The following is a 12,337-nucleotide window of genomic DNA, read 5'->3' as shown; positions in this document are numbered from 1 at the left end:
CCTGACTCCTAAGTTCTATACAAAGCGTTAATTTTCACATAATCATAGGATAAATCACAGCCCCAAGCTCGACCACTTGCTGCCCCCATATTGAGGTTGACTGAGATAGTGAGATTATCCTGTTGCATGACCTCGTCCATTTCTTCCTGGTCAAAAGCGACTGGACTAGACTGGCTCATAACTGGAATCTCCTCCAGGGCAATGTCAATGTGGTCCACGTCGATGTCCACACCCGCATAACCAATGGCTGCAATAATCCGGCCCCAATTGGCATCCTCACCAAAGATAGCAGTCTTCACCAGACTGGATCCGACAATACTTTTAGCTACCATACGTGCCGATAGGTCGTCAGAAGCACCGGTCACATCCACCTGAATCAGCTTGGTAGCTCCCTCACCGTCTCTGGCAATCTTCTTGGCAAGGTCTGTCATGACAAGTTCCAACATGGCCACAAACTTAGCATAGTCTTCTGTCCCTTCCTGGATTTCCTGATTGAGGCTGCAACCGTTGGACATGACGATCACCATATCATTTGTCGAGGTATCACCATCTACCGTAATCTGATTGAAACTAGTTTCGACCAGTGTACTGAGCGCCTTTTGCAGGGTTTGGCTAGAAATGACCGCATCACAGGTGATAAAGGCCAGCATGGTCGCCATATTGGGATGAATCATGCCTGAATCCTTGGCTACACCAGACATAGTGACCACATCTTTGCCAAAATTCTCTTGAACGGTTATAGTCTTGGTAGTCGTATCAGTGGTCAAGATAGCCTTGGCGAAATCATCCGCATTTCCATTGACCACAATCTTGGACAGGCCATTTTCCAATTTATCAATAGGCAAAAATTCACCGATAACACCTGTTGAGGCAATACCCACCAACTGCTTGTCAATGCCCAATTTTTGGGCCGTCAGAGCCTGCATGGTCTTGGCATCTTCCATTCCTTTCTGACCTGTACAGGAATTGGCCAAACCTGAATTGACCACCATAGCCTGCATCTTGCCGGTTTTAGCAATGGCTTCCTGGGTCACCAAGAGTGGCGCTGCAATTACCTTGTTGGTCGTATAAACACCTGCCACACTGGCAGGAAGCTCTGAGACAATCCAACCAAAATCCATTTTTTTCTTCTTAAATCCTGCATACAAACCATCGGCCGAAAAAACAAGTGGGCTAGCAATATTTCCTGGAATAATCTTCATTCTCTTCTCCTTTTAGATAAATGCTGGCGCTGATAAGAGGCCCGCTGTCTCTTCAAAACCATACATGAGGTTCATATTTTGCACTGCCTGACCAGCCGCCCCCTTGACCAGATTGTCCAAGAACGCTACGACTGTCAATACCTTAGTGACCGGATTGTAATCAAATCCGATATCTGTGAAATTGGACCCAATCACATGGCTGAGGCTAGGAATATGTGACTTGACCCGAACGAAAGGTTTATGGTCGTAAGCATCTTGGTAAATCGCCTCTATGTCCTGATTGGTCAAGTCCTCTGTCAATTTGAGGTAGCAAGTGGCAACAATGCCACGATTGACCGGCAGCAAGGAGATTGAAAACTGGATATGGTTAAGGTTAGCATCATAGTTCTGCAAGGTTTGCACAATCTCTGGAATATGCTGGTGGTGATTGAGCTTATAGGTCACATAATTGGCATTGACGTGAACAAAGTGACTGCTGGCATTTGGATTTTTCCCAGCTCCACTGAGACCGCTTTTGGCATCGATGATGATAGAGTCAAGATCAACTATGTTTGCTGCTAAGAGAGGAATGAGAGCCAACTCGGTCGCCGTTGCATAGCAGCCTGGATTAGCAATAAAGGATTTTCCCTTCAAATCTGCAAATTCTGACAAGCCATAAGTAAAGGCCTCAATCACCTCATCCTTGGCTGGCGTTTTCTGGTACCATTTCTGATAAAGACTGCTCGGAAGGCGGTGGTCACCTGATAAATCAATCAAAGGAAAACCGGCCTTGATAAACACCTCTGCATAATCCTTGGCAATGCCACTAGGTGTCGCAAAGAAAACCAAATCTGACTCCTCCATGATTTTTTCTGCATCAAAGGCAGCTACCTGCAAATCACTGATATCCTCTAGATGTGGATAAATATTCGAAATATCTTGACCAACTTCCTTGGTTGCATAAATAGAAACCAGTTCGGCATAGGGATGACTTCTTAAGATTTTCACCAACTCTAAACCACTATAACCTGTAACTCCTACAATCGAAATTTTCATTTTTATACACTCCATAGGTATGTTTATGCAGTAAAATTTACTGTAATAACTAGAAAATGTCAAGAAAGTTTTGCATTTTTTTCAAAATTTCGGAGATATTATTCATTTTTCCGAACATTTATTTTTAGGAATAGAAAAAAAGCACCCTTCCAGCCAGAATCGTCATCCAACTTGAAGAGTGGTTTCTTGATTATTGTTAGCTTAATTTGCTCGCAGCTGCCTGGTCCACGATGAGGACTACATCCTCGTGGTTCTGAAGGACGCTGGCAGGGACATCTGTGGTCACTGGCCCTTCCACTGTTGCCTTGATGGCGTCGGCTTTTTCAGGTCCATAGGCCATGAGGACAATGGTTTTTGCCGCCATGATGTTAGCAATCCCCATGGAAATAGCCTGTTTTGGCACTTCCTCAATGGTCTCAAAGAAGCGACTGTTGGCCTCGATGGTCGAAGGAGCCAAATCAACCAAGTGAGTCTGACCGTCAAAGGGCGCCCCTGGTTCATTGAAGCCGATGTGGCCGTTGCGACCGATACCCAGGATTTGAAAATCGATGGGTTTGTCTGCCAAAATTTGATTGTAGCGGGCTGTTTCAGCTGCCGCATCCTCAGCCAATCCATTTGGCAGGTAGGACTGCTTGAAGGGTTTGCTATTGAAGAGTTGTTCCTTCATAAAATAGATATAGGACTGATTACTTTCCTCGCCTAGCCCGACATATTCGTCCAGATTGACCGAGATTAGGTCAGAAAAGTCCAGGTCGCTCTCGCGGATGAGTTTGTAAAATTCCAGAGGACTGGAACCTGTTGCCAAACCGAGGACCTTGGCACCGCCGGCTAATTTTTCTTTTAATAAATTGAAGGCCAAAGCTGCGCCTTCTGCTTGATTTTGGACTACATGAACTTTCATGGTAACCTCCTTTTTGGTATAGACCGTTTTCCTAATTTTATTATATGGTATATACCAATTTTTGTCAAGTCATCTTGCTTACAATTCCCATCCTGCTAGCCTATTCCCCCTAAAAATGCTATAATGAAGGTATGTTAAAAGATTTACTCATTCTATTTTTTCTGGGAAATATCCTCTGTCTGATTGGGTATTTTGTGAAAAATCAAGTCCTGCTCAAGCGTATTCTCTATGGGATTGGTGGACTATTGATTGCATCACCATTTTTAGTTCTAGCCTACTTTTTATACGCTATTTTTTTGTAAGGAGTTGATATGAAAACAACAGATTTTGATTTTGAATTGCCCGAAGAGCTGATTGCTCAAGTCCCTCTTGAAAAACGGGACAGCTCCCGCCTGCTCGTCCTGGATAGGGAAAAACAGACCATGGTGGACAGCCATTTTGACCACATCATCGACCAGCTCAATCCAGGCGATGCCCTGGTTATGAACAATACCCGTGTCCTACCGGCCCGTCTCCACGGCTTTAAGTCTGAGACTGGTGGTCATGTGGAATTTTTGCTCCTGAAAAATACCCAGGGGGACCAGTGGGAAGTTCTTGCTAAGCCAGCTAAGCGGCTCAAGGTCGGCGCCACTGTTGCCTTTGGAGACGGCAGACTGACCGCCACAGTGACCCAGGAATTGGAACACGGTGGTCGCATCGTCGAATTTGCCTACGAGGGCATTTTCCTAGAAGTCTTAGAAAGCCTGGGAGAAATGCCACTTCCGCCCTATATCCATGAGACCCTAGAAGACCGCGACCGCTACCAGACCGTCTATGCCAAGGAAAATGGCTCCGCGGCGGCACCGACAGCTGGTCTCCATTTCACAGAAGAATTGCTCCAAAAAATCGAGGCCAAGGGTGTCAAGCTAGTCTATCTGACCCTCCATGTGGGATTGGGAACCTTTAGACCAGTATCAGCTGATAATCTGGATGAGCATGAGATGCACTCAGAATTCTATACCTTGACGGCCGAGGCTGCAACAATACTCAACCAGGTCAAGGCTGCTGGCGGACGCATTGTCGCTGTCGGCACCACCTCGATTCGCACCCTTGAAACCATCGGCAATAAATTTGACGGCCGACTGGAAGCTGACTCTGGCTGGACCAATATTTTCATTAAGCCCGGCTACCAGTTCCGCATTGTCGATGCCTTTTCTACCAACTTCCACCTACCCAAATCAACCCTGGTCATGCTGGTATCTGCCTTTGCCGGCCGGGAATTTGTCTTGGAAGCTTATAAACACGCCGTAGACCACCAATACCGCTTCTTCAGTTTTGGCGATGCCATGTTTATCCAATAAGGATTGCACTGTATAAAGGAGTTTGCAATGAATAAGATTGAAAGTCGGCACCAACTCATCCTCTCCCTGGTCCTGGAAAAGAAAATCCACACCTAGCAGGAGTTACAAGATTTGCTAGAGACCAACGGTGTGACGGTCACCCAGTCCACCCTGTCGCGCGATATCAAACAGCTCAATCTTGTTAAGGTCAATGAAGCAAACTCCGCCCACTATATCATCAATCCGATAGCGCCATCTCGGTGGGAAAAGCGGCTCCGCCTCTATATGGAGGACGCCCTGGTAGTTTTGAAACCCGTCCAACACCAGGTGGTTTTGAAGACCCTACCTGGTCTGGCCGGAACCTTTGGCTCTATCCTAGATGCCATGGAAATTCCTGAAATCATTGCAACCGTCTGCGGAGACGATGTTTGCCTGATTATCTGTCAGGACGAGGAAGCGGCGCTGACCTGCTTTGAAGAGCTCAAGCACTACACACCCCCCTTCTTCTTTTCCAAGTAAGTGACAAAAACTCCTAGTTCCAAAGTGAGCTAGGAGTTTTTTTTATTAAGATACCTATTTCAGACTAGTTCAAAATAGATTATTTTGTATTTTTCTTTTTGAACAAATAAACTGCGCTGGCAACTGCAGCAAGGCCCAGTAGGGCGTAAGGAAGGACATTCATGGAAGATGATTTTTCCTCACTGGTCTCTTCTTTTTTCTCAGGCGCTGCTTCTGCTTCTAGAGTAGCGACACGCGCCTCCAAGTCCTTCTCAATCTCTTTCAGACGGGCAAAGGTTGTTTCCGCCCGCTTGATACTGGTTTCAGTGGCGTGCTTGCTTGCCTCTTCAGGATTTTCAGCTACTAGGGAAATGATTTCCTGGTTCAATACATACTGTTCCTTGATCCAGTCCGCTTCCAGACTCTTGACTTGGTCAATGACTTCCGTACCAAATTCATCTGGATATTGAGCTACCATATCGTTGATATGAGAAATAACCCAGTACCAAGAATCCGCACTGTATTCTGTGCTGGTGTCCTGATAGGCCTTATAGGTGTCTGTGATATTACCAAAATACGGTAGATAAGGTGCATTGCGCGGACTTCCCATGGCTAACCACATCACTCCGCCACCGACTTCTACAGGCAATTCATCCTTGAGCTGGAAGATATGGGCCTCCATGACATTTTCATTAGAAATCGGATAGGCATAGCCATCGATAGCATTCTTATTCTCAGGCTTGCCCTTACCGTCCAATTCCATTTGGTCCAGAGGTTTCAAATCCAAGCCTTCAAAACGGTTTCGCTGCAGGGCCATGGCATCTTCCAAGCCCAATTTTTTATCCGTCGTGTGCAATAATTCATAGTAATCATCTTCGTAGGTCACCTTGGAATCCGGGTCCAATGACTTGATGCCTGAAAATGACCGCGAACGGTTGGCGTCTGATAGCGGTGGATTGTAGGATTGGGCAATATGAAACTGACCGTCCACTTCCTTGTAGGTACCCGCTTCTTCCGCCAAACCTTTGACATTGTCAGAAGTAATCACGCCCTCCTTATCCGAAAAATCAATATGACCTAGATAGAAGGTATTTGGAAAGACAGCAAACTTATCTGCTGGGAATTTGATAGCTACATACTGGTGACCAGACAAGATTTCCATATACCAGATGCCTTCCTTGTCCGCAAAGAGGACAATATTCCCTTCTGCTGAGCCCTTTTCAGTCACAATTTTTGCGACCAGGTCTACAGCTTCACGGGCCGTTTTAGCATATTGGAGAACAATACTGGTCATGGAAGATTCTGCCAATCCATCTTCTACATAGGGATCCAATTTTAGAATGTCATCATTTGCCGTTGCAGAAACGGTCGCTGAAATTGACAGGCCATGTTCATTAAAACCAGCCTCGTCGTAGACACCATACTCCGGAGTAACATCGGGTACCGCTGTGTATTTGTGAGATACTGCTGGCAAAGGATAGGTAAAACCATTAGACTGGTCTTCCCACTTGGCCCCTTGCTCATTTTCCGTCCGTGGATACACGCGGAAGGTCTTATTGTGATTTGGTTCCAGGTCTTCTGTCCGTCCATAAAGCCAGGAACCATCTGTAGTCAGGTCCTTACCGATGACAAAACCCGTGCAGGCTGACACGATTGGCTGACCAATCCATAGACTACTGCACAAAAGCAACAGTATAGCTGATAACTTTTTCTTCATGATTTCCTCCATTCTGAAATCAGTGCAAAAAATAACCTGTATCCACATAGAGCCAGCAGACACAGGTTTTGATAAGAACACAATTTGGAAGTGGAATTCCAATCAGCTACTAGAAGCTGATACCTTTCCAACTTCTATTGATCAGAACCTGCTAGGCGATAGACCGCCTCAGCATAGATGTCCATGGTCTTATACAAGTCTCCCAGGGGCATTCGTTCATTTTCTTGATGCTCAGTTTGTGGCGTTGATGGGAAGCAAGCCCCAAAGGCCACACAATTTGGCATGGTCCGAGCGAAGGTTGCTCCTCCAGATGAGATGGGCTGACTGTCTAAATCACCTGTTTTTTCCTGATAAACAGCCATCAGCGTAGTCACTAGCTGGCTGTCCAGAGGGACATAAAGGGATGGGAGATAGTCAAATTCCTCATAGGTCAAACCCAAAGCTGCTGCCTTAACAGACAGAGTCTCCACCAGCTGGTCCTTATCTGCCAGGACTGGAATGCGAATATCCAGACGAATTTCAGACCGGTGGGAATCGATGGTCAGACCCGCAATATTGAAACTCAGAGCACCAGACGGCTCATCACTTACATCTCCAAATAAGCCCTGAGCCGTCGCGTCCTCTCCAATCGTATTGGCAATGAAGTCCAAAGCTGGGTGCTGCTCAAACTTATCCAGAGCCTTGGCCAAGCGCACAATGGCATTGACACCCTGGGCCGCATCCTTGGCGTGTTTGGACAGACCGAGTACGACAACCCTGTCGTCATCCATTTCATAATCAAAGCCCAATTGCTTCAACTCAGCAATAACGCTGGCCAGGAGATGGCCAGAATAGCAAGCCTTAGCCGGTACGACATTGTAGGCCGTCCCAGCCTCCAGGTGCAAATCTCCCTGACCTGGACCATGGAGTTTGGCCTGCAAGAGCCCCTTTTCAGCATAGGTTAGCGGGAAGGATGAATCCGGTGCAAAGCCCATTGTAGCCTCTTCTTCCAGCTGATTGTAGCGATGGAGACAACGCCAGAGCGTTTCCTCATCCGTTCCGAAGATAAAACGCACACGTTTGGTAAAGGTCACACCAGCATCCATCAGGGCCTTGACCGCAAAGAGCGCAGCCATGGATGGTCCCTTGTCATCCTGCACCCCCCGCCCAATCATGAGACCGTCCTTTATCACAGCCTCAAAAGGGGGCGTCTTCCACTTGGTCAGGTCACCAGCCGGCACCACATCCAAATGACAGAGAATGGCTAAAAGTTCCTGACCCTGCCCCACCTCAGCATAGCCGTAATAACCTGCCGGGTCCAGATAGGTTGAAAAGCCTAGCTGACGACAGAAGTCCAGGGTAAATTCTAAGGCATCCTGAATCGGTTGACCAAATGGTGTCTTGGTTTGATGTTCTTGTAAAATAGAGGGGAAGGCGACCAAATCTTGAATGGCCGCTAGACAAGCCTGCTTGTCTTCCTCTCTGATAAAATTCCTTGTCACCTCAATACCTCCATTCTATCCGATAGTCGGAAAACATTCATGGGTAGTTGGCTATATTGCCTAGTCTAAAAGAAGGTTGCTACTGCCAGAATGAGGATGGAAGCCACAATGATAGCGGCAATCAATTTACCAACGTATTTGTACCAGATACCAATTTCGATACGTCCTAGAGCCAGGGCACCCATTACAATACCAGATGTCGGTGCTACCAGGTTAAGGACACCAGACGCTGCCTGGAAGGCTGTGATAATCAAGCTAGCAGGCACATTGACAAATTCGCCCAAAGGAGCCATGATACCCATAGAAGCTCCTGCCAAACCTGAAGTTGATGGAATCAAGAAGGACATTGGCAGATAGAAGAGATAGGTCAGGATGATAAAGACTTGAGGAGATAGGCCTTGCAGACCAACTTCACCCCAGTTGAGGATGGTAGCTGTAATCATACCATCGTTCATAATGACCTGGATACCACGCGCCACCGCACAAATCAAGGCAACGCTGAGCAGGTCGGCTGCACCATTCAAGAAGGATTTGACCAGGCGTTCTTCTTCCATTCCGTAGACAACACCAATCATAACACCGGCTACACCAAAGAGCATAGCACCTTCTGGGAAGTACCACCATCCAAATGGATAGGTCGTAATCCCCACAATTTGACCAAGAACTGGAATGGAAATCAGCCATTCTTTGATATCTGTAAAGAAATTCACGCCCAAGTCTTCCCAAGGAATGAAACTCAAAATCATGAAGGCAAAGGTTAGGAAGAAGAGGACCAGCACACGTTTTTGGGCAGGTGTCAAGGTATCATTGACCTCACGGTCGGCATTAACATTGAAATGCTCCATGTCTGCTTCACGCTGGTTGTAGACCAGTGATTTGGTAGGATCCTTTTTCACTTTTTCCGCATAAGATGCCACAAAGAACATGCCTAAACCGAGGATAACGATGAAAAATACAATCCGCCAGATCATACCATCTGCGATGGAAACCCCTGCTGCCGCTGATGCCACACCAGTCGCAAATGGGTTGACCGTTGAAGCCAAACAGCCAATCTGTGAACCCAAGAGGATAATGGCAACACCAGTTAGACTATCATAGCCAACCGCCATCATAACCGGAATTAACAGAGGGAAGAAGGCCATGGTTTCCTCGCCCATACCATAGGTCGAACCACCCAGGGCAAAGAGGAACATAAGGATGTAAATCAACCATTTTTCACGGCCCTTGAAGCGCTTCACGATAGAGGCAATCCCTACGTCCAGCGCTCCAGTTTCATTCACAACTCCCAGGAAAGCCCCAACCATCAAGATGAAGAAGGAGACATCAATGGCAGCTGATGTTGCTCCGTGGCCCAGCATAGCCCGAACCGGAGCCATAAAGACATCCCAGATACCCTGCGGATTTGAGTCCACAGCTTCATAGGTGCCTGTGATAAAGTTTCCCGCATCATCAACCTGATATTGACCCGCAGGAATAATCCAGGTCATCACTGCCATCGCGGCAATAATGAGCATGAGTATAGTGTAAGATGAAGGCATTTTAAAGCCTTTTTTTACTTTTTCGCTCATGGCAAAAAACCTCCTAATATATTTTTACATGATTGTTTTTCACAGGAAAAACACTTAGAAGCTCTATACACAAGCAAGGAACATTTAGATCAGAAAGTTTTTCTTATCAAGATAATTTCTTCAAGCATACAAGATATTCTGGAAAAACTAGGATGATTGACAGAAAACCAGTCATAGCCAAATGCACTGCTCTGTGAATATAGATTCCTACATACAAATACATAGGCTGGAACAATCTTAGACTTAGAAAATAGATTTCTAAGCTAATCGCCAAGCCTTTTATCAAAAGAGGTTTGAGCAAGTAAATGAATAAAGTTAATCCAGGTCGTCAAACTGACGCAGGAAGGCAGACAGGCGCTTTAAGCCTTCTTGGAGAATCGACCGATAGGTGCAATAGCCCAGTCGCGCATAGCCCGGCATATCAAAGCGATTGCCCGGTACCAGCAAGACCCCCTCTTCCTGCAAGAGACGAAGGCAGAAACTCTCCGTATCTTCTGGAATATCCAATCGAATAAAAGAAGTTGATACCTGTTTTGGGAAGACCAGTTGCACATGGGGTTCATGTTCTACCCAATCCTGGAGAATCCGCAGATTGCCTTCTACCAGACGGCGATTGCGCTCCAGGATGGTTGCCTTATTTTTCAATACATGAGTCGCCAAGGCATCATCAATCACACCAGCACAAATCATGGTGTAATCTCGATATTTGCGGAACAAATCCGACAATTCCTTGTTGGCTGCCACCCAACCAACCCGAATCCCAGGAATGGAATAGGTCTTAGACAGGCTATTGGTCGAAATGCCCTTTTCGTACAAATCAACGATGGCAGGCACATCCATCCCTTCTTCCAAGGGTTGATAGACCTCATCTGACAAGATATAGGCACCCACACTCCGAGCCAGTTCAACCACTTTCTCCAAAAAATCCCTGGTCATAACAGACCCCGTCGGATTGTTGGCATTATTGATACAAATCATCTTGGTATTTGGCCGAAGGAGGGACTTCAAGTCCTCCAAGTCAGGCAACCAATCACGCTTCTCATCAATCCGCCACAAGTCTACCTCCGCCCCAAAAGAACGAGGAATATCATACAACTGTTGGTAGGACGGATAGAGAGAAATCACATGATCTCCTGGCTGGATCAAGGCATAGATGGCCAAGTGGTTGGCCCCTGTAGCACCATTGGTCTGAAGAATCGAGTCGACACTGACTGTCTCGTATAACTTGGCAACTTCTTCCTTAAAGGCAGGTGAACCTTCTATCCAGCCGTAGTTCATCTTGGCTTGCAATAAATCCCCCATTACCGCCTGGCCATCTCCCAAAGCCAAGACCTCTTCCAAGGTCATTGAAGCAATCGAACTACCTGCAATATCATATTTGGCTTGAGTTTCCCACTCATTGAGCCATTCTTCTACACCAAAGGCTTGAATGTCCATCTTTCTTCCCCTCTTCTCTATCCAGAAGCTCGGACAAGCAGGTCCGATTTCCAGAATCAATCCTTGTTATTATAACATAGTCCGAAATCAAGTCCTCACAATTACCCTTGGCTAGGCCCTCTTCCTTTTCATTTACTGCTTAACTTTTGACAATGATGGTGCCACTTTCTGATTCAATCAAGGCACCAAGATTTTCAAGAGAGGTGATAACTGCCTGGGAGCTTGGCTTATGATTGACAAAGGCAATCGTCGCCTCTACCTTAGGCAGCATAGAACCTGGTGCAAATTGGCCTTGTTTGATGTATTCTTCCAATTCTGCCACCGTCACGCGCTCCAACTTCTCTTGATTTGGTTTGTTAAAGTTAACATAGACATAGTCCACACCTGTCAGAACGATAAAGAGATCTGCATCGACCAGTTCAGCCAGACATTGAGAGGCAAAATCCTTATCAATAACAGCCTCTACCCCTGTCAAGGTGCCATCAGCCTCCTCAATAACCGGAATACCACCACCACCTGCGGCAATAATCACTTCCCCTGCATCCAAGAGGGTACGAATGGTGCCGATTTCCTTGATACCAATTGGTTTTGGTGAGGCAACGACCTTGCGCCAACCACGACCAGCATCTTCCTTAAAGGTTGCTCCTGTTTTTTCCGCTTCAGCCATGGCTTCCTCTTCTGTATAGAAGGGACCGATTGGCTTGGTCAGATTCTCAAAAGCAGGGTCTGCCTTGTCAACAATGACCTGGGTCACTACTGATGCGACATCCTTCTTAATGCCTTCCTTGGCCAACTCATTTTCCAGGGCATTTTGCAACCAAAAGCCGATAGAGCCTTCGGTCATGGCCACCAGGCTATCCAGTGGAAAGGCAGGGTTTTTCTCAGAATCAGCCGCCAAATTTTGCAACAGCAGATTGCCTACCTGCGGACCATTTCCGTGTGTGATGATTAAGTCATCACCATTTTTTATCAACTTAACCAGGTACTTGGCTGTGTCAACCAAGGCCTGCTTCTGGGCTTGGGCTGATGGATCGGATGATAGAATGGCATTTCCGCCCAAAGCCACGACAATTTTACGATTTGCCATAGAGCAAAATCACTCCTCTCTTTTATTCAGGAAACCGTTTTCACGATTCTCTTGAAGGGAGGACTGACTCGTCAAAAGCCAGCCCACCCACT

General features: G+C 46.5%; 10 protein-coding genes and 1 pseudogene. 3 read left to right on the top strand and 8 right to left on the bottom strand.

The genetic code is table 11. The annotated features are described in order from the left end of the window. Positions 1–8: 8 nt before the first annotated feature. From argJ to ACVC7T_RS00715, 3 genes are all read right to left on the bottom strand, one after another. The gene (gene argJ, locus ACVC7T_RS00725; protein ID WP_447262279.1) at positions 9–1,202 is read right to left on the bottom strand and encodes a bifunctional glutamate N-acetyltransferase/amino-acid acetyltransferase ArgJ; all 1,194 of its coding nucleotides are present in this window, start codon (positions 1,200–1,202) and stop codon (positions 9–11) included. Positions 1,203–1,214: 12 nt separating this feature from the next. Further along, positions 1,215–2,237, bottom strand: a complete 1,023-nt coding sequence (argC, locus tag ACVC7T_RS00720) for an N-acetyl-gamma-glutamyl-phosphate reductase (protein WP_447262278.1) — start codon at positions 2,235–2,237, stop codon at positions 1,215–1,217. A 196-nt stretch (positions 2,238–2,433) separates the two neighbouring features. Then, positions 2,434–3,138 carry a glucosamine-6-phosphate deaminase gene (locus ACVC7T_RS00715; RefSeq protein ID WP_447262277.1) on the bottom strand — a complete coding sequence of 235 codons (705 nt, stop codon included), beginning with the start codon at positions 3,136–3,138 and terminating at the stop codon, positions 2,434–2,436. Positions 3,139–3,269: 131 nt separating this feature from the next. Here ACVC7T_RS00715 and ACVC7T_RS00710 point away from each other — a divergent pair, with 131 nt between their 5' ends. From ACVC7T_RS00710 to ACVC7T_RS00700, 3 genes and pseudogenes are all read left to right on the top strand, one after another. Then, positions 3,270–3,440: a hypothetical protein gene (locus ACVC7T_RS00710; protein ID WP_162840655.1), complete on the top strand. Its 171-nt coding sequence runs from the start codon at positions 3,270–3,272 to the stop codon at positions 3,438–3,440. Positions 3,441–3,449: 9 nt separating this feature from the next. After that, a complete protein-coding gene (gene queA, locus ACVC7T_RS00705; RefSeq protein ID WP_105110544.1) occupies positions 3,450–4,478 on the top strand; it encodes a tRNA preQ1(34) S-adenosylmethionine ribosyltransferase-isomerase QueA in 1,029 nt (342 codons plus the stop codon). Positions 4,479–4,505: 27 nt separating this feature from the next. Beyond that, positions 4,506–4,976: pseudogene (locus tag ACVC7T_RS00700) on the top strand (arginine repressor). A gap of 79 nt (positions 4,977–5,055) precedes the next feature. On the opposite strand, the gene ACVC7T_RS00695 reads toward ACVC7T_RS00700, so the two are convergent. From ACVC7T_RS00695 to arcC, 5 genes are all read right to left on the bottom strand, one after another. Beyond that, complete coding sequence (locus tag ACVC7T_RS00695; RefSeq protein WP_447262276.1) at positions 5,056–6,672, bottom strand: C69 family dipeptidase; 1,617 nt, start codon at positions 6,670–6,672, stop codon at positions 5,056–5,058. A gap of 134 nt (positions 6,673–6,806) precedes the next feature. Next, positions 6,807–8,153, bottom strand: a complete 1,347-nt coding sequence (locus ACVC7T_RS00690; RefSeq protein WP_447262275.1) for a dipeptidase — start codon at positions 8,151–8,153, stop codon at positions 6,807–6,809. A 65-nt stretch (positions 8,154–8,218) separates the two neighbouring features. Beyond that, on the bottom strand, positions 8,219–9,721 hold the full coding sequence (locus ACVC7T_RS00685; protein ID WP_447262274.1) for a YfcC family protein: 1,503 nt from the start codon (positions 9,719–9,721) through the stop codon (positions 8,219–8,221). Between the two features lie 315 nt (positions 9,722–10,036). After that, positions 10,037–11,158, bottom strand: a complete 1,122-nt coding sequence (locus tag ACVC7T_RS00680) for an aminotransferase (RefSeq protein ID WP_105160446.1) — start codon at positions 11,156–11,158, stop codon at positions 10,037–10,039. 139 nt (positions 11,159–11,297) lie between these two features. Next, positions 11,298–12,245, bottom strand: a complete 948-nt coding sequence (arcC, locus tag ACVC7T_RS00675) for a carbamate kinase (RefSeq protein ID WP_447262273.1) — start codon at positions 12,243–12,245, stop codon at positions 11,298–11,300. Between the last annotated feature and the right edge of the window lie 92 nt (positions 12,246–12,337).

The organism is Streptococcus sp. P25B114 (genome assembly GCF_053010325.1).
This window is presented reverse-complemented; position numbering and strand designations above follow the sequence as displayed.